Here is a 19,506-nt window from a genome sequence, read left to right on the forward strand (position 1 = left end):
ATTCGGATTGTTAAAAGATTAAATGATCCTCGTTATATTCGATACGCCCTCAGACATTATATTGGAAAAGTGCATCTGAGTTACGGATTGAGGAAGCTCCATAGATACCATTTGGGTGACAAGATGAGTTTTGAAAATACTAATAAAAACTCATTATTCAAAATCCTAAAATATGCGAAAAAGAATTCTGCATATTACCAAAAAATATTCACTGATAATCAGATTGATATAAAAAATCACGATGACTTCTATAGAATTCCCTTTCTTAATAAAAGTATTATCAGAGAAGAGAAAAATAATATAATGGCAATCCCGAACTCGAAAAATTATATTGGGTTTGTAACAACTGGTGGAAGTACAGGGGAACCATTAGGGTTTTATACATTGGGGAGTTATGACGCAGAGCATCAACATTTTTTATACAGAATGTTTGGATATTCTCCAGGAGATAAAATTTTGGCAATGGATGGATCAGTCATACCAGATGATTTGTTGGAAAAAGGAGTATTGTGGATAAAAAAAAGCGAAAAAGATATTCCGTACGGCAGTTTTGCTTTATCCTCTCAATATCTTACTAATGATAATAAAAGTTTGTATGTTAAGTACATAAAAGACTTTAAGCCCAGCATCATTAGAGGTTATCCTTCATTTATTGATTCAATAGCAACTTATATTAACGAGAATAACATTGAGTTAGGACTAAATATAAAAGGGGTTGAATTAACTTCTGAAAGTTTTTTTGATTACCAAGTAGAAAATATAAAACATGCCTTCGATACTCAAATTATTAATCAATACGGACATGCTGAAGCAAGTGTATTTGGATATTCTATCGATGACACTTTAACAACATATTGTTCACCATTCTATGGATTTACTGAAATTATAGGTGAGAATGGAATCCATGTGCAACCGGGTGAGATTGGTGAAATTGTTGTGACTGGATTTAATAACTATGCCATGCCATTTATACGTTATCGTACAGGAGATCTGGCTACTTACGATGGTATAGAGAACGGGATAGTGAGACTTAAGAGAATTTTGGGAAGAACACAGGATTATATTTATACAAAAGATATGAAGAAAATTTTACTAACTGCTATAGTGTTTGGTAGGCACTACAAGGCTTTTAATCATATCGAAAAATGGCAGATTGAACAAGAGATTCCTGGAGAGGTTGTATTTAAAATTATTAAAAATGAAGACTTTTCACAAGAAGATCAAATTGAACTTCAAGATAATTTTTATGATATTGCAAACATAAAAGTATATTTTGAATTTGTAGAAGATTTGCCTTTGACAAAGAGAGGGAAATCAAAATTACTGGTTCAAAATTTACCGGTGTGAGGTGTAACTATGTTAGCCCCTGTATTAATATTTGTATATGCACGACCAGAGCATACTAGGAAGACAATAGAATCATTGGCCTCTAATTATTTGGCAAGTGCCACAGACGTCTTTATTTTTTCGGATGCACCTAAAAACGAAAAAGCCAATGAAAAGGTGAAGCTTGTAAGAGAGTACATTGATACACTTTCTGACCAAGAAATTTTTAAATCATTAAAAATTATTAAAGCAGAGTATAATAAAGGACTAGCAAACTCAATAATCTCTGGGGTTAATGAAATTATTAAATTGAATAGACAAGTAATTGTTCTTGAAGATGATCTGATAACTTCTCCGGACTTTCTGGGATATATGAATGATGCGCTGGAATTTTATGAAAGAAATAAAAAAATATGGTCAATAAGTGGTTACACTTTTAATTTAGATTTCCCAGAAAAATATAAAAGCGAAGTATACTTATCGTACAGGGGTTGCAGTTGGGGATGGGCAACTTGGGAGGATAGGTGGAACGCTGTTGATTGGCAAGTTTCTGATTACATGACCTTTAAAAAAAGTAAAAGTCTTCGGTATAAATTTAATCGTGGTGGAAGAGATATGTCGGCAATGCTAGATGCACAAATCGATGGGAAGATAGATTCTTGGGCAATACGTTGGTGTTATAGCCAATTCAAATTAAACATGTTCACAGTATACCCCAAAGTTTCAAGAGTGAAAAATATTGGTCTTGATGGATCAGGTACTCATAGTGGTATAAGTAATAGGTATGATACAAGTCTCAATACAAGCACTAAGAAATGTGAATTTGATCATCCAGAGCTAGATGATGAAATAATAAGATTGTTTAAAGATAGGTTTGGAACCAGATTTGAGTATTTTGTTATATGGAATAAAAAACTCATTAAAAAAATGTTAAGGATATGATTATATATGAGAATCTCTGTAGCAGGAACAGGTTATGTAGGACTAGTAACGGCTGTTTGTCTAGCCGAAAGAGGAAATAATGTAACTTGTTTAGATATCGATGAAGAAAAAATCTCTCTCATGCAAAATGGTGTCTCTCCAATATTCGAGCCTGGTCTAGAAGTACTTATGAAGAAAAATAAAGAGAATATTACTTATACAACCGATTATCAAAGGGCATACTGCAATGCACAAATCATTATTATTGGGGTGGGTACCCCCGAAAAAAAAGATGGATCAGCAAATCTAAAATATGTATATGAGGTTGCTCGGCAAATAGCACAAACGGTAGAAAAGGACTGTATAGTTATTGTTAAGTCAACTGTTCCAGTAGGAACTAATGATAAAGTGGAACAAATTATAAAAGAAAATAAGAAACATAATGTAACTATTGAGGTTGCTTCTAATCCTGAATTTTTATCTCAAGGTACCGCAGTTAAAGACACCCTGAATGCTACAAGAATAGTATTAGGTGTCGAGTCAGAAAGTGCAGAGAGATTATTGAAAAAAATGTATAGTGAGTTTAATATCCCCTTTGTAGTTACCGACCGTAGAAGTGCAGAAATGATTAAGTATGCTGCTAATGATTTTTTAGCTTTAAAAATATCTTATATTAACGAAATGGCTAATCTTTGCGAAATTGTTGGAGCTAACATCGATGATGTTGCTACTGGAATGGGAATGGATCCAAGGATAGGTGATCGATTCTTGAGTGCTGGTATAGGTTATGGCGGCTCGTGTTTTCCCAAAGATACCAAAGCCTTGCATTGGCTTGCCAGCTTTAATGATTATGAATTAAAAACAGTAAAGGCTGCAATTGAAGTAAATGAGAATCAAAAAATAAAACTCATAAAAAAATCCAGAAAATATTATGATAGTTTTAGTGGCCTTAATATTGCCGTGTTAGGCTTAACTTTTAAGCCTGGGACAGATGATTTAAGAGATGCTCCTTCTTTAGTAAATATCCCTTTAATGCTTGAGGATGGCGCTCATGTTAAGGCGTGGGACCCTGTGGGGGCAGAAAATTTTAGAAAACTGTTTCCTAATGAAATTAATTACTGTGAATCAATAGAAGATACTTTATTAGATGCTGATATATGCTTTATCTTTACGGAATGGGCAGAGATTAAGAATTTTCCACTTTATAAATATAAAGAGTTGATGAAGAATCCACTTATACTTGATGGACGAAATTGTTACTCCCTTACTGAGGTAGAGGAAGCTGGATTAATATACGAGTCAATTGGTAGAAGAAAAGTGAATAGCTAAATCTTATGCTTATTATAAAAAGAAAAAGAATCCTCAGATTCTTTATTGGTATATCTGTAATGTTAGTGCTTTTGTTTCTAATAGCGGGAAGTTTTTTGAGCCTGTCTACTTCTCCAAAACAAGCGGATATAATCATCGTTCTTAGCGGTGGCGAAGGTCGTATTGAACATGCTGCTGATTTATATAAATCCGGTTATGGATCGTACATTCTTTTATCCAATTCCAAAGAGTTAACAGGCCCCTCCGGCGACATGCACCAAACCGCCCTCGCCCTGGGTATCCCTGAAGAGGCTATTTTGACCGAAGACGCTGCTCAAAGCACCTATCAGAATGCCCAGTTCACGTTACCAATCATGAAGCAGCATGGCTTCAAGTCTGCCATTGTTGTGTCCTCTGACTTCCATATGCGGCGGGTGAAATTCATCTTTGATCATGTCTATAAGAAGTCAGGGATTGAACTGACCTATATAGGCTCCGATTCGGGCTATAATGCGAAGACATGGTGGAGTGACCGGAACAGCCGGGAGACTACTTTTAACGAGTATACTAAGATGATTGGCAATGCCTTCGGCTATAATGGCCCGGAAGCGAAGAGTGCGCTTGAACAGATTAAACGCTGGTTCCGCCGGTAAAAGGAAATATGGACACCTTTGCGATGGATACAGATCCGGTTCTACCGGGATGATGCGGATCGGCTGTGGATTAAACGGCGGCGGCTTTTAAGTAAACAGGGAACAGAAGCGATAGAGACCTTACGAGACCACTAGGGTCTCTAATTTTTTGCTATAACCGGGAAGTGTAATCTATTTTCAATAAAATCAAGGAGAGTGACAATTGGGTTGCCCGCAGTTCACGGATTATACTAATCTGCAATATGCTACACTATTGACCATTGGAATAATGTGACATATTATTACGACTATAGAACAAATATATAATATTTGGATTCCGGTTAGGTGGTGTCTGCGTGGTCCATACTACAACTATGATTCGCGATGCACTGGCGACGTATCTGTCGCAGAAGGGAATGTCCATTAATCAATTTTCCGGACAATCCGGTATTAATTCAGGAACGCTCAGCCGGATACTCAGTGGTCAGCAGCCGATCGCTATGGACCATCTGGTGCGAATCACTAAGGCGATGGAGCTGCCGGAGGATCATTTCTACAGCTTATACGTGGATGAATGCTTCTATTACTCGGCACCAACCTGGCGGCGTCTGCGGCCTTTTCTTGTGCGTTCGGCTGCACTAGGCCGCCTGGATTGCATTGAACAGGTGGTTCAAAGTCTGCTAGAGAAGCTGGTCTATGCCCCCATGCTGTTCGAAGTGGCTGAAGGACTGTTTCAAGAGGGGCTATGGCAAGCTGCCGAATTGTTATATAAGAATGTGAGTGCCAGTGAGAAGTATCAGAATTCCGAGAGACTCGCGGTATGTCAATACCGTCTGTTCCGAATCGCTATTGGAGACGACCAGACGCGGAATTTGCAGGCGGCACATCTCTTCGAATGTTACCTGGACCGGCTGGATGAAGCGGATCAATTGGATGGGTTGAATCATTTGGGTCATGTCTATGGTTCAATGCATCGGTGGCATAAGGTGGATGAGCTTGCGAAAAAGATGCTGCAATTAGCAACTCTTCGTTATAATCTCCAGCGCCAGTCGAACCGTAGAGAGAGTAACGAGAAAAAAACCGAGAAACCCCTGTACTTCTACATCCTATACGGGCAGCTTATCCGTTCAACTGTGTGTGAGGAATCAGGAGACTTCAATTCGGCATTAGATTGGGTGTCCCTCTATATGGATGGAAGCTGGATACAGGAGGATAATGAAGAAGTGAAGCGGACTGTAGCCCAGTTTCAGGAGTGGGGGACCGCGAACCGTCTGCTCTATCGGGTGATGGCTGGACAATATGAGGCTCTCTCTGAATATGTCGAATATATCTCCCACCGACCAGATGAAATATTCATAGCATTATATAATATTATCTTATCGGCTAACCGCTATGATTGGAATGTTGATTATATTCTGGAGCGGTTTGCTTCCTATATCCCTTACCGGACAAATCTTGCAGAGTATGGCATTGTTCATAACAAACAAGTCATAGCTAACCAATACTCCCGATTTCTCGCTGAAATGGCAACCTATTATTTACATAACAAGCGCAAAGAAGGAATTAAATTCATCCTGCAAAGTTTGGAATCGTCCGCTAGAATCAATAACGAGAGCAATGTAATCAAATGTGTCGATCTGTTTGGACAGCATCGGAATCAAGCAGATGAAGAAGAGAATGAACAATACAAACTTCAAATTGGAGTATACCTATAAGTACAAATGACTCCCTAACAAACATTAGCGCTCATATGTCGGTTCAAACTATGGGACATGGCTTCGGTGGCGGCGGCTTTTAAGCAAACAGGGAATAGAAACGACAGAGACCTTACGAGACCACTAGGGTCTCTATTTTTTTGCAATAACCGGGAAGCGTAATCTAATTTCAATAAAATCGAGTGCGATTGGCAAGTGGGTTGCCCGCAGTTCACGGATTATACTAATCTGCACTATTCCATACTATTGACCATTGGAATAATGTGACATAATATTACATCTATAAACAAATATATAATATTTGGATTCCAGTTAGGTGGTGTCTGCGTGGTCCCTACTACAACTATGATTCGCGATGCACTGGCGATGTATCTGTCGCAGAAGAGAATGTCCATTAATCAATTCTCCGGACAATCCGGAATTAATTCAGGAACGCTCAGCCGGATACTTAGCGGTCAGCAGCCGATTGCTATGGACCATCTGGAGCGAATCACTAAGGCGATGGATCTGCCGGAGGACTATTTCTACAGCTTATACGTGGATGAATGTTTCTATTATTCGTCACCAACCTGGCGGCGTCTGCGGCCGTTTCTTGTGCGTTCAGCTGCGCTAGGCCGTCTGGATTGCGTTGAACAGGTGGTTCAGAATCTGCTAGAGAATCTGGTCTATGGCCCCATGCTGTTCGAAGTGGCTGAGGGACTGTTTCAAGAAGGGCTGTGGCAAGCTGCCGAATTGTTGTATAAGAATGTGAGTGCCAGTGAGAAGTATCAGAATTCCGAGCGACTCGCGGTATGCCAATACCGTCTGTTCCGAATCGCCATTGGTGACGACCAGACACGGAATTTGCAGGCGGCGCATCTCTTTGAATGTTACCTGGACCGGCTGGATGAAGCGGATCAATTGGATGGGTTGAAGCATCTCGCTCATGTATATGTTTCAATGCATAAGTGGCATAAGGTAGATGAGCTGGCGAAGGAGATGCTGGAATTAGCGACTCTTCGTTATAATCTCCAGCGTCAGTCGGACCGCAGAGAGGACAACGAGAGAAAAACTGAGAAACCCCTGTACTTCTACATCCTGTACGCACAGCTTATCCGTTCAAGTGTGTGTGAGGAAATAGGTGACTATCAATCGGCATTGGATTGGGTGTCCCTCTATATGGATGGAAGCTGGATACAGGAAGATAATGAAGAAGTGAAGCGGACTGTAGCCCAGTTCCAGGAGTGGGGTACCGCGAACCGCCTACTCTATCGGGTGATGGCAGGGCAGTATGAAGTTCTCTCAGAATATGTCGATTTTATCTCTGAGCGACCAGATGAGATATTCTTAGCTTTGTACAATATTACCTCATCGGCTAACCGCTATGATTGGAATGTTGATTCAATTCTTGAAAGGTTTGCAGCCTACATCCCTTACCGGACAAATCTTGCAGAGTATGGCATTGTTCATAACAAACAAGTTATAGCCAACCAATACGCCAGATTTCTCGCTGAATTAGCAACTTATTATCTACATAAAAAGAACAAAAAGGGGATTATCTTTATACTTAAAAGTTTGGAATCGTCTGTTAGAATCAATAACGAGACTAATATCATCAAATGTGTTGATCTGTTCGAACAGCATCGGCATCTGGCAGATGAAGAAGAGCAAGCGCAATACAAACTTCTAATTAGAGAGGTGCAGGACTCACATGAAAAGAAAATTGTTCAAGCTTCTAGCTTCCTGTAGTCTGGCTATTGTAATTATTATACCTGTGGGTACTACTGAGCCCGTAGCAAACAGCAGCACTCAACTTCTGATGCAAACTATGGGACACGGTTTAGGTGATGGTTGATACTTACCGGGCAGCAATAATTTGATTTCGTATCTGGCAGATGAAGAAGAGCAAGAGCAATACAAATTTCTAATTAGAGAGGTGCAGGACTCACATGAAAAGAAAAATCATCAAGCTTCTAGCTTTCTGTAGTCTGGCTGTTGCAATTATTATTCCTGTTGCAACTCCTGAACCTGTAGAAAATGGAACTAATGGAACTACTCAAGCGCTAATTCAACTTATGGGGCACGGTGTAGGACGCGACTGAGTTTCTACCATTCGCAATGATTGTTTCCAAGTGTTCTTACTGTTCTCCATTTTGCCGAATTCCGCAAACCAAGCAACGTTCCCGGTATTCCGGGAACGTTGTTCTGTCTATGCAGATGTTGAAAGGGATCAGATGCTCCTGAAAGCTGCGTCAGTTGCCGATCTCCTTTTTTTTCTTAAAATGCAGGTGTATGATATTCAGTAGACTATAGAGAAGGAGTTATGGACATGAAGCCTGCTGAGAGAGTACAACAATTAAGAGAATGGATGTCTGAGGGCGGGATTGGGGCCAGCGCTATATTAAGCGGAGATGCTCATTTAAGTGAATATGAGGGAGAACACTGGAAAAGCCGCCGCTGGATTACCGGCTTCACCGGTTCAGCCGGAACTGCTGTGATCACGGCAGATGACGCAGGCTTGTGGACAGATGGAAGATACTACATTCAGGCACAGCGGGAGCTGGAGGGATCGGGGATCCGCCTGTTCCGCATGGCAGAGCCTGGTGTTCCGCAATGGGACGAATGGCTGGCAGAGCAATTGCCGCAAGGCGCCAGCTTTGCCGTAGACGGCAGAACCTTGTCTGTGTCCGCCATGAAGAGCTTACAGGCTAAGCTGGCTGAGAAGGGTATTCAGGCGGTAACGGACCTCGATCCGGTAGGTACGATCTGGGGGGACAGACCGGGAATACCGGCCGAGCCGTTAATGCTGCATGATGAATGTTATGCAGGACTCAGCCGGGGGGCGAAGCTGGAGCAGATAAGAGAGGCTATGAAGCGTACCGGCGCTGATTATTATGTGCTGTCCGCCCTCGATGATCTGTGCTGGCTGTTTAACATCCGGGGACGGGATATTCCGTTTAATCCGTATGTGACTGCTTTTGCCGTTGTAGGTGTACATAATGCATTATTGTTTGCCGGGGAACATAAGGTTACTCCCGAAGATAAGACGATGCTGGGCAAGGACGGAGTGGAGATCAGAGCATACGAAGACATCGGTCCTTTCCTGGAGACGCTGCCCGAATCTGCTTCGGTTCTGTATGATCCGGCCAAAACCGGGTACAGTCTCGCGGCTGCCATTTCGGCATCGGCCCGCATCATTGAGGCTCCGGGTCTTGTCGTGGCGCTCAAGTCCATCAAGAACGATGTAGAAATCACTAACATCCGCGATGTCTACTTGAAGGACAGTGTAGCTCTTGTAGGGCTGTTCAAATGGCTGCAGGATACCGTCCCCGTCCGTCCGGTGACAGAACTCGAAGCAGACCAGAAAGGGCTGGAGCTGCGCCGGCAGCAGCCGTTATTTGCCGAGCTAAGCTTCTTCAGCATCTCTGCCTACGGTGAGAATGCTGCGATGATGCACTATTCCCCATCCGCCGATCATCCGGTCCAGCTGGAAGTCAGAGGCTTATATCTCCTCGACTCGGGTTCCCATTTCCTGAATGGGACAACGGATATTACCCGTACGCTGGCACTTGGCCCGCTAACGGAGGAAGAGAGAAGAGATTTCACCCTGGTGTTGAAATCCGTCATTGCCCTGTCTACAGCCAAATTCCTGTATGGCTCCACAGGCTCTACACTCGACATCCTCGCCCGTAAGCCGATGTGGGACAACGGCCTGGATTACAAGTGCGGGACTGGACATGGTGTGGGCTATTTCTCCAATGTGCATGAAGAGCCGCAGCGGTTCAGCTTCAAGCCGAATGATGTTCGCCTGGAGCCTGGGATGATTATCACGGTGGAGCCGGGAGTATATAAGGAAGGCCGTCATGGTATCCGTACGGAGAATACGCTGCTTATTGCGGAGGGTGTGACCACCGAGTTCGGCAGGTTCCTGCAATTCGAAGACCTGTGTTATTTACCGATAGATTACCGGGCGATCGTGCCCTCCATGCTAAACCGGGAGGAACTCGAATGGCTCAACGGTTATCATGCCAAAGTCTATGCGAAGCTGGCCCCGCTGCTGGATGAGGAGCACCGGCTGTGGCTGAAGCAGGAGACGGCAGCCGTGTTTTGAGCAACGGGTAGTAGTGCCAGCGTAACCCCTCATAATATTCTAGCCCCCGCACCCACAAACCGACAAAAAAACTAGGTATCCCGGTCTATAATTAGAAGCAAATCTATTTATAGTCTGGGAGAGATGGACCATGCCTAATTATCATTTTAGGGAAATATGGACACCTTTGCGATGGATACAGATCCGGTTCTACCGCGATGATGCGAATCGGATGTGGATTAAACGGGGTAAACAGCGGAGGCAGCTGCTTCGCAAACGGGATATAGAGACGACAGAGACCTAACGAGACCTGAGGGGTCTCTATTTTTTTGGCTTCAAGCGCACTTTCATTCCCTATAACTTACACATATACGCAAAAATGTTATGGAAGGCTACACTTTAGAGGGATGGCGGATCTTGGATTTCACTCTATACTCTAGTTGAAATACATATGAACGGAGAGGCAGGTGAGGGGATGAAGCCATATGATTATTCTTTGGATGCGATTAAGGGGATTAGCTGTATTTTGATGATTATTGCGCATATACCGCTGTACTTCTACGGCAATGAACGGGTGTTCCAGATTGTTGCGGGTGTGGCTCCTGTCCTGTTCTTCGCGGTCTCAGGTGTGACTACTACGTTGCAGGTGAAGCGGCGCAGCTTCAGTTCCCTGCTTGGCTTCTATGTGCTGTTCGCGGTCATCGGGTTCGCCTACAATCTGATGTGGAGACCGGATGTACAGGCTTTTCGCATCATGGATGTTCCCCAGATCATCGCGCTTGGCGTCCTCACTGTCTATTTGCTGGAGAAGGTTCTTAAGCCCCCGCTCTATCTGTATCTGCTATTGTCGCTGGCCGTGTTTGCGGTACATTCGTTCATCGGGCACCGGCTGCCGGACTTTCCGCTTAAATCTGTAGTATTCACTGAGACGGTCGGGTTTACGTATTTTCCTTGGCTGTTTGCTTTTTTGGCGGGAGTCTTTGCGTACCGGGCCAGTAACCGGGTGAACCTCATCTTGACTTTGATTGCCGCCGCGCTGCTGGTGATTGTAAGTTACGGAGGTGTGAGTGAGGCGGATTACGTGAAATATAACATGTCCATGCCTTATCTGCTGTTGTCTATGACTGTGCTGTTCGGGGCGTTCTCTCTCTTCCGAAGCATCAAAAGCTATGCTTCCACAAGTCCGCTGCTGTATGTCGGCAGGCATTCGTTGCTGTTCCTGTTTACCCATCTGTTCCTGATCCTCGCGTTTGACCGGCTGGGTCTGGGCCGTCTGCATATTGTGCTGATATGGGGGCTGGTGCTGATCTGCACCTATGTTGGCATGCATATTCTGCTGTGGTTTAACCGCTATATAGCGCAGTACCTGGAGCACTTCCTGCCATGGGCGGTTATTGTCATTGGCGTAGTTGCGGTTCCGCTCGTGATCCCGAACAGGGACCTCATCATCCTGATGGAGGCGGCGCTGGGTATGCTGTTCGCCATGAATTATAAGCAGCTCTCCAGCCTGATGTCGGCAAGTGCGTCAGCGCGGCGGGAGCCAGCTCTTCCGGAGGTTGTGCGTGAGCGGGCTTGATTGTTTTTTGCTCGGCATAAGCGGAACTGCTCCGTGATAGGTATAGAAACGATGGAGACTTGAGAGGTCTTCGTCGTTTTTTTGCGTACTCATAGTACGAATTGCAGACAAAATGTGACAAATCCGTAGTAGGAAGGATGTTTTTCGACACCCTATTAAGGAATTAATAGACATATTCATGAGAAAAATGTAACATCTTTGTTATGAAACTTTTTAATAGAATTACTTGGGAATGGAGGAATATTGTAGTTTCAATTAAAGGTTATGATGAATGAACTGGGGAGAAGGAGACAACGTATGATCTCGAAAAATTTTAGAACTACGGTTTCGCTGATGTTAGTACTATTGTTATCATTTATGAGTGTGCTTGAGGTATCTGCAGCCTCGTTTAAAGCGGGGGTAATCTCAAATGAACGGTTGCCGGACGGCAAACAAAAGATTACGGTCAACAGTGTGGTAGACGTGACTTATAGCGATCTTAAGGTTCTAACTGGGGTTAAGTTCGTACTTAAGAAGGACGACATCGAGATAGCCAGTCTGGCGAAGGCGAGGAATGTAGCCCAGCTTACTGTGCTGGATTCAGTTTATACATCTATGACGTACAACAATCTTTCTTTTGAAGGTCTGGCAGCCGGTGAGGAATACTTCCTGCATGCAGAATATGCAGGCGAGAAAGGGACGATTGTGACACCATCCCAGAGCATCCGTGTACCTTCTGCTACAGGAATTGATATTTCGCTGGAACGAATGACCAAAGATTCTAATACATATGAAAGTTCCTCTACTTCGGAAATCCGCAGTGATGATAAGAATGTAAGACTTACCATCCTGAATAATGGTGTTCCGCTTGCGGGTGAATCTGTTGCAGTGTGGAGTAATTATAGTTCGTACTATTATACTACGGATGCGAGCGGGCAGATCCAGCTTAAGGATAATACGAAACTGGTGCTCAATAAATCGGTTATGTTTGTATTACTGAAGCAGGGAAGCGAGCAGTATGAAGCTAAGCCTATCTATGTAACCGATCTTCAAAAAGCAGGTACTTATACTGTAGCTATTCGTTATCTTGATGCCAAGGGGAGATTGTTCCGCGATCAGAGCAGAAATATCTACGGGTTAAGCGGACTCGACGATCAGAGTGCTGTCCCGGGGTATGCTATGCTGGTACTCAGAACTGGAGAGGTATCAGGGAGTTACAGCTCTTATGTACTTAATAATAATGAAACGTATTTGTTCCAGACACCCGTTTCTTCATTGTACTCGTCAGTAGACGGGGTTCATAAAGAAGTTATTGAGGATGCGAGCGAGTTCAGCCGTGTGCATCTCCAGTACACCTGGGATGATAAACCTGTGATTGTGGACTATTACTCCTTAATTGATAACAGTCTGTACAAACAGATTAATAGTACAAGCGGTGCTCCAACTTTCTATGGAAACACAGTCTACCTGAAGAAGAACAAAGAATATGAATTTACAACGCTTGGAAGAGTCGCCGGTGTGGAAGGTAAGATTGTGTTCCGGAACAAATTCAAGCCGGTGGAAGCCAGCCATGAGGTAGCGCTTGCTGCGAAATCCAGTGATTTCAGTAAGCTGAATATTCAAGCACCTGTTATGGATGGAACCCAGGCAAAAGTTCAAGTATCTTATCTGAATGGAAGATTCAACTACAACCAGATCAGTATGTATGCTCCTGCGGCTGGCAGCGATGTATACGTACCTAAAGGTGAACAAATTCACCGCCTGACCACAAACGTTGCTTCGGGAAGTTCTTATGCCAGCGACACTAATACGAATGCCGTTGCACTGGATTCGTATTTCACTCCGACTGCTGATGCTTATGCCTTCCATGGCGGCAGCACTTATAAGACTCAGATTAGCTTCAGGGTGCAGGACACTAGTTATTATTACAGCGAAGCCGAAATGCGGAGTCAGATTGTCCTGGGCGAGAGTGTAGAAGCTTTGGTTAAAGTGACAGATGAGCATGGCAATAGTCTTGATGTGAGCAGTAATTATAGGCTGGTAATTACGGATGAGAGTGGCACTGTCATTTCGAACGAATACCTGAGCTGGACTAGTGAAGAACAGGAAGGTAATCTGCAGCGCATAAACAAGCGGGATTGGAAGCCTGCTAAATCGGGAACTTATAAGGTTCAATTATTCCCGTATGTATACAAAGATGGCGGATATGTATTTGGGGCGCTGTTGGGCGAGGCTGAACTGAAGGTTCTGCCGAAGAACGAGCTTGATATCGAAATTAGAGGCGCAGACGGCAAACTGGTTGACCTGGTAGACAAGCCATACCTGACCGTTGACCAGGCGCAGAAGGTAACGATTACAGTACGCCAGCATGATACTGGTGCACAGGGACAACCGGTGGCTGGAGTAAAGATCAGCCGTTATGATGAAGTGCTCGGTACCACCGATGAGCAGGGAACGTTCACGATTCCTGATGACAAGGCTTATTATATTGGTGAACTGTACTTCAACAAGACTAATTATTTAACTAAAAAGGTATATGTAGCGATCATTAATCCGGAATCTCAAGCTGTAATCCGTGTGCGGGGCTTGGATAAAGCTGAAGGTACGGGCTATGAGGGCGGGGTTCCACTGGATTATGCCAACATCCAGGCTACAGTTAGAAGAAGTGACGGATCTTATTCAGTTACATCTGATTACCTTAGCACTTCTGAATCACAGGGGTTTCTGGTGGTGGATTCTCCTTCAGTGGTAGGCGTTGACTTCATGCGCTACGACAGAAGCTATACCGGAGTAGAGGCCAAATATGGTTACTACATGTATGGTTCCATTAGCACAGAACCCGGCAAGGATTATTCGCTGGTGCTGGACGCAAGACAAGAACTTCAGGAAGTCAGCAAGGTTATTCTGGATAAGCCGACAGAAGAACTGTATGTGGTGCGGAGGGATTTAGCCGGGGCTAGTTATGTTCCCCATGTTATCGACAGCAACGCTGTAGATGAGAATTATTTCTACGCTACGCAAGGAACTTACAGTATGATGGCACAGACCCAATCGGGCACTTTTGTATACCGTGATAACGTTGTAATCAATGCAGGAGACAATAGCTTAACCATGGATGATTCTGCTTCCGGGCTGGCTTCCTTGGTGGCACCAGAATCCGGAACCATCTATGCTGTTGAATATACCACAGCCAACAAATCGAAACTTCAAGGCTATGCGTACAATGCCAATCAGGTACAAGTGACACCAGGAGATGTAACGGTGTATGTAGACCAAATCATGGGTGCTATAGAATACCAGTATAATATTCATTTCGCACCTGGAACTTTGCAGGCAGGTACGCTCACTCAGCTTGCACCACAAGCCTTGCAAGGAATAGATATTGTAGGACTGCAGAACGACAAATTGATACGCCCGGCCGGTGCGACCTCGCTGGAGATTGGACTGGTCGATGCGGCAGGCAATCAGATTGCACAAATTAAGAAGCCACAAATTCTGGTTGCCAATGGGGGCTGGAGCAGTGGCAGCAAGAGTCTGTATCCTGAACATGCTTCTTATGAACTCCAGAACGAAGCGGGGGAAGTGCTGTCCTCACAGATCTCACTAAGCTACCCGCTAACGGCAATTACTTATAATTATGCAGATGGCAGATATTTGACTGACGGTACGTACTTGATCAAAGCTTCCCTGACCATTGACGGACAAATCTATACACTGGACAAAAAAGTAACTCTGGAGACGGCTACAGGCACTGTGGTTGATCCAGGTCAGAATCCGCCGGGAACAGATATTGGAGGTGGTGGAAACGCCGGTACTACTCCAACGCCAACGCCAACGCCGACACCAGCTCCAGGGGGATCCGGGTCAGGAACTTCCGGTTCTGCTGCCACTCCGGCTGCTTCCTCTCCTGCAGCAACAGCAGGGGTTAACGAGAATGTACAGCAGCAGAATGACAAGCTGCAAGACCTGTTGAAGAATACTTCCGGATCAGCAGCAGAGAAGGCTTCAGCAGCACAGAAGGCGCTGTCTAGCATTGCCGAGTCACTCAAATCGGTTAACACTCCTGCACAAGCTGAACAGAACAGTAAGAGTCTGACTCTAGCCATGGATACGGCAGCACAACTCCTGGACACCATCCAGGATCCTGCAGAGAAACAGAAGATTGTAAGTTCTATTACTGAATTGGTAGGCAGTGCGCCGTATTTACTGAACAAATTGGACAGCTCTGACAAGGCAGTTGAAGTCGCCCATGCACTTATTGAGAATGCGGCTGCAGTGCTGAATCATGCGCTGGGCATCACGGCGGAAGAAGTTCAGAAGTTAAAAAACGCTGTCATCTCCTCTAGTCAGGCTGCGCTTAATAAAGCTGGTGAGGTGACAATCGCCAAAGAAAATGTAACCGTGGAAGGAAACGCTGTTTCTTCACAGCTGGATTCGGGATTAATCAGCGCACAGATTGAAACGGCGAAGCTGGCGTTGGCATCTGTCTCTGGAGATTTGACAAGCAAGCTTGGAGCCGGGACCGCTGCTGACCTGAAGCTAAGCCTCACGGTTAAGGTACCTCCAGTGAGTGAAGGGATTCATAAGCTGAATACCACGCTCCCATCAGAGATTCTTACGCTGGTGAAGGAGAATGATATTGCCGGATTGAAGATTCAAATGGACCAAACGGCGTTCACCATCGAGCCTGATACCTTCGGAACGGTTGAAGCAGGCCAGAAGATTAACCTGGCAGCAGAAGTTGTAGAGAATGCTGTGATTAACAAACCTCGTCAGGCAGAACCGCTGGCAAACATCCCTGTGATGGAATTCAGTGCATCTGTTGGAGGTCAACCTGTTAAGAGCTTCGCCAAACCCATAGACGTGACCTTCGATGTATCTTCTATTGATACTTCGAAATACTCAGAGGCTAATCTTGAGAATCTGACCGTATATGTCCTTAATGAGGAGAGTCTTACTTGGGAAGCTGTCGGGGGGAAATACGATCCTGTCACACAAACCGTAACTGCTCCGAGAGGACATTTCAGTAAGTACACAGTGATGCTCGGGTCCGCTGCCTTCACGGATGTTCCTGCTAGTCACTGGGCAGTTAAAGAAATCAATTATTTGTTGACCAAGGGCGTTCTGGATGAGGGCGGAGCGTTTGCTCCATCCGACAAGATTACCCGCCAGCAATTTGCGGCAATGATATCCAGAGCCTATGGATTGAATGGGGAAGGCGTAGCCTTGCATTTCAAGGATATTAAGCCAACGAATCCATATGCGGATGAGATTGCGGCTGCTTATGCAGCGGGGATCATTAACGGCAAATCGGCGGTTGCTTTTGACCCTGAGGCAACCATCACGCGTGAAGAGATTGCAACGATGCTTGCACGGGCAATTACAACGTATAACGGTAAATCGGCTGTTGCCCAGCCGGCAGCAGTGAATGCAACCTTTAAGGATGCAGCCAAGATATCGAAATGGGCTGCTTCAAGCGTGGCGTTGACTAAGAGCATTCATTTATTCGAAGGCTTCGAGGATCAGAGTTTCCGTCCTGCTCAAACCGCCAGCAAAGCAGAAGCCGCGGCCTTAATCTATCGTTTGTATCAGCTGAAATAGTAACTTGTAAGTCGAATTATAAGTAGAGCCCGAAGAAACTGACCCGCCGTTGAGGTGAAGTCGGTTTCTTTGGGCTTATTGTAAAATCGAACGTTTGTTCTATTTATCATATGCTAAGCCAGTGAAATGGAATATAATCACATGGACAAGCTGTGTTTTTGAAACGGGAGGCGATAGAAATATCCATACCGCATGATGAAGCTTTTAAGAAGCTGCTGGAGACGTTCTTCAAGGAATTTATTGAATTGTTTTTTCCTGAGCTGGATTCTATGCTTGATTACAGTGAAAGCCGGTTTCTGATGCAGGAATTGTTGGTGGACATCGTTGGCGAGGAAGCACGGGAACTGGATTTGCTGCTGGAGATCCGCTACAAAGGGCTGGACGGTTATATTCTAATCCATCTGGAGCCGCAATCGTATAGAGACACACAGTTTCACGAACGGATGTTTATTTACTTCAGCCGTCTATTCGAGCGCTACCGGAAAGAGCATAAGCTGATTATTCCGATAGCGATTTTTACTTCAGACGAGATCAGGGAAGAGCAGGACACATTGGAAATGAGTATTCCGGAGCACCAAATCCTTCGCTTCCAGTTTCTAAAGGTGGAGCTGCGTAAGCAGAACTGGCGCCAATTTATTAATTCGGATAATGCAGTGGCTGCTGCGTTACTAGCCAAAATGGGTTATACTACAAGAGAAGCGAGAGAAGTGCGCGGGGAGTTCCTGCGAATGTTCATGCAGCTAAAAGCACGTTTGGATCAAGGACGGCTGGCGCTGATTATGTCCGTGGCAGATTTGTATTTCAAGCCGGATCGGGCACAGGATGAAGAGATTCTAAGAGAATTAATGAAACAATACCCGGAGGAAGGTGAAGCAATAATGGAGTTGATGCCACACTGGAAACGTTGGGGATACGAAGAAGGAAAAGCTGAAGGAATAGAAGAAGGAAAAGAAAAAGCAAGAGAAGAAGCCCAAGCGGAGATTATCCGTAAATTGCTGCTTCATGGATTTACTCCGGAAGCTGTATCCAAAGCTGTTGAGTTACCACTGGATGAGATTAAGAAGCTGATGTAAGAGAGCTTTTCTAATTAGATATATAACTTTAATAATCTAAAGAAGACCTTGGTGAGTGAGAGTACCCAAGGTCTTCTTTTCGTTGTATAGGAAAATCAGTACGTTTATCCACCCGTTAGGGTAATAGTGCTTCTGCCATCTTTCCCAGAGGATGATTTTCTATAACCCGTCCCCCTCCTCCCGCTAATCAACAAGCTAAGCACCGGGACCTTCTGAATCACCAGGTTCAAGGCGAGCGATCCGGCTACTGCAATTATAGTGGTCGGGAACCAGCCCAGATAGGTGTGTAGCACATAACGTTCGAGGAAGTTCAGCAGCAGGATGAAGACGCCGTAATGGAAGATCAGGATGACCAGGGATTCTTGGCCGATGTAGGTCAGGAGGGCCGCGAATAATTTGGATTTGGACAGTAATTGGGTGCCTTTGATGGCGAGCAGGCTTCCGGCGATACCGGCGAGGTAGAAGAGGAGCAGGTTGCCGTACACCCGGTTGTTCATATCGACATAGGAGTTGAAGTAGGCGGCAGCCAGGAAGATGAACAGCAGGATTAGCGTATTCAGATTGAAAATACGGATATTGCTCAGTGCCTGATGCTGCTTCAGCTTATAGCCGATGAACACATAGAGCTGGGCGACGAGGGCCACATCGATGTTCCAGGGCAGGAAGATAACCCGTCCCAGGCCGTAGCCGGTCAGGCTTAAGGCAAGCATGATCCCGAGCTGGAGCTGCCAGGAGCGTGTGTGTATGTAGCGCATGGTGATGCAGAAGATGATCTGTGTGACGAACAGGCAGGTCAGGAACCAGATGGGGATGTTCAGCAGCAGTCCATCGGAATAGTTACCGTAGAGGAGGGCAGCCAGCGGCTGGACCCAGCCAACACCCGGACTATGGTCGCTGGCGAGCATCCGCAGGAGTGCCCAGAGGCAGTAAGTCAGCAGCCCGGCGGTGAAGTAGGGGAGGACGAGAGTCAAGAGCTTGGTCCGCAGTAATAGCTTAAGGTTGTCAAAATACCTGGAGGCGCTGAATAAGTAACCGGAGACGATGAAGAACAGCGGGAGGCGGAAATCTCTGAACATATCGTTCAGTACAGCTGGAGTCAGGCCGGCATGTCCAACGACGACCAGCAGGATGGTGATGCCGCGGACCATATCGATAACTTTCAACCGTGTAGTCTTCGGCGTACTGCCATTTCCTGCAGATAATGAAGGCTGTGATGCTTGCATGGGGTAACATCTGCCCCCTTCCATAGGTGAGTTATAAACTACGATATCGGATATAAGTGGCAGGGACAATGGTACAAAATAGT

The 19,506-nt window shown here is 45.0% G+C and carries 12 protein-coding genes; 11 read left to right on the forward strand and 1 reads right to left on the reverse strand.

Annotated features, from left to right (window positions below):
* The first annotated feature begins 123 nt into the window (after positions 1 to 123).
* The 11 genes from MHI42_RS27450 to MHI42_RS27500 all read left to right on the forward strand — a co-directional run bounded on the left by MHI42_RS27450 (position 124) and on the right by MHI42_RS27500 (position 18,200).
* Positions 124 to 1,347, forward strand: coding sequence for a hypothetical protein (locus MHI42_RS27450; RefSeq protein WP_342421233.1), 1,224 nt, complete (start codon positions 124 to 126; stop codon positions 1,345 to 1,347).
* Between the two features lie 9 nt (positions 1,348 to 1,356).
* Positions 1,357 to 2,268, forward strand: coding sequence for a sugar transferase (locus MHI42_RS27455; RefSeq protein WP_342421234.1), 912 nt, complete (start codon positions 1,357 to 1,359; stop codon positions 2,266 to 2,268).
* Between the two features lie 6 nt (positions 2,269 to 2,274).
* Positions 2,275 to 3,576 (forward strand): UDP-glucose/GDP-mannose dehydrogenase family protein, encoded by a 1,302-nt coding sequence (locus MHI42_RS27460; RefSeq protein ID WP_342421235.1) that lies wholly within the window; start codon positions 2,275 to 2,277, stop codon positions 3,574 to 3,576.
* Positions 3,577 to 3,635: 59 nt separating this feature from the next.
* Complete coding sequence (locus MHI42_RS27465; RefSeq protein WP_342424814.1) at positions 3,636 to 4,208, forward strand: YdcF family protein; 573 nt, start codon at positions 3,636 to 3,638, stop codon at positions 4,206 to 4,208.
* 335 nt (positions 4,209 to 4,543) lie between these two features.
* Positions 4,544 to 5,902, forward strand: coding sequence for a helix-turn-helix transcriptional regulator (locus MHI42_RS27470; protein WP_342421236.1), 1,359 nt, complete (start codon positions 4,544 to 4,546; stop codon positions 5,900 to 5,902).
* 327 nt (positions 5,903 to 6,229) lie between these two features.
* The gene (locus MHI42_RS27475) at positions 6,230 to 7,630 is read left to right on the forward strand and encodes a helix-turn-helix transcriptional regulator (protein ID WP_342421237.1); all 1,401 of its coding nucleotides are present in this window, start codon (positions 6,230 to 6,232) and stop codon (positions 7,628 to 7,630) included.
* Positions 7,631 to 7,830: 200 nt separating this feature from the next.
* Positions 7,831 to 7,983, forward strand: coding sequence for a hypothetical protein (locus MHI42_RS27480; protein WP_342421238.1), 153 nt, complete (start codon positions 7,831 to 7,833; stop codon positions 7,981 to 7,983).
* Between the two features lie 227 nt (positions 7,984 to 8,210).
* A complete protein-coding gene (locus tag MHI42_RS27485) occupies positions 8,211 to 9,992 on the forward strand; it encodes an aminopeptidase P family protein (protein ID WP_342421239.1) in 1,782 nt (593 codons plus the stop codon).
* Between the two features lie 508 nt (positions 9,993 to 10,500).
* Positions 10,501 to 11,547 carry a hypothetical protein gene (locus MHI42_RS27490; protein WP_342421240.1) on the forward strand — a complete coding sequence of 349 codons (1,047 nt, stop codon included), beginning with the start codon at positions 10,501 to 10,503 and terminating at the stop codon, positions 11,545 to 11,547.
* Between the two features lie 297 nt (positions 11,548 to 11,844).
* Positions 11,845 to 17,127, forward strand: coding sequence for an S-layer homology domain-containing protein (locus MHI42_RS27495; RefSeq protein WP_342421241.1), 5,283 nt, complete (start codon positions 11,845 to 11,847; stop codon positions 17,125 to 17,127).
* Between the two features lie 152 nt (positions 17,128 to 17,279).
* The gene (locus tag MHI42_RS27500; RefSeq protein WP_342421242.1) at positions 17,280 to 18,200 is read left to right on the forward strand and encodes an Rpn family recombination-promoting nuclease/putative transposase; all 921 of its coding nucleotides are present in this window, start codon (positions 17,280 to 17,282) and stop codon (positions 18,198 to 18,200) included.
* 104 nt (positions 18,201 to 18,304) lie between these two features.
* On the opposite strand, the gene MHI42_RS27505 is transcribed toward MHI42_RS27500, so the two are convergent.
* A complete protein-coding gene (locus tag MHI42_RS27505) occupies positions 18,305 to 19,423 on the reverse strand; it encodes an acyltransferase family protein (RefSeq protein WP_342421243.1) in 1,119 nt (372 codons plus the stop codon).
* Positions 19,424 to 19,506 lie beyond the last annotated feature (83 nt).

This window comes from Paenibacillus sp. FSL E2-0178 (assembly GCF_038593005.1).
In the GTDB taxonomy this organism is placed as follows: Bacteria; Bacillota; Bacilli; order Paenibacillales; family Paenibacillaceae; genus Paenibacillus_AQ; species Paenibacillus_AQ phytohabitans.

What these genes read in the sequence shown, in the direction of transcription:
- MHI42_RS27450 (WP_342421233.1), top strand. Translation starts at nt 124, where the DNA reads ATGAGTTTTGAAAATACTAATAAAAACTCATTATTCAAAATCCTAAAA.
- MHI42_RS27455 (WP_342421234.1), top strand. Translation starts at nt 1,357, where the DNA reads ATGTTAGCCCCTGTATTAATATTTGTATATGCACGACCAGAGCATACT.
- MHI42_RS27460 (WP_342421235.1), top strand. Translation starts at nt 2,275, where the DNA reads ATGAGAATCTCTGTAGCAGGAACAGGTTATGTAGGACTAGTAACGGCT.
- MHI42_RS27465 (WP_342424814.1), top strand. Translation starts at nt 3,636, where the DNA reads ATGTTAGTGCTTTTGTTTCTAATAGCGGGAAGTTTTTTGAGCCTGTCT.
- MHI42_RS27480 (WP_342421238.1), top strand. Translation starts at nt 7,831, where the DNA reads ATGAAAAGAAAAATCATCAAGCTTCTAGCTTTCTGTAGTCTGGCTGTT.
- MHI42_RS27485 (WP_342421239.1), top strand. Translation starts at nt 8,211, where the DNA reads ATGAAGCCTGCTGAGAGAGTACAACAATTAAGAGAATGGATGTCTGAG.
- MHI42_RS27490 (WP_342421240.1), top strand. Translation starts at nt 10,501, where the DNA reads ATGATTATTGCGCATATACCGCTGTACTTCTACGGCAATGAACGGGTG.
- MHI42_RS27495 (WP_342421241.1), top strand. Translation starts at nt 11,845, where the DNA reads ATGATCTCGAAAAATTTTAGAACTACGGTTTCGCTGATGTTAGTACTA.
- MHI42_RS27505 (WP_342421243.1), bottom strand. Translation starts at nt 19,423, where the DNA reads ATGCAAGCATCACAGCCTTCATTATCTGCAGGAAATGGCAGTACGCCG.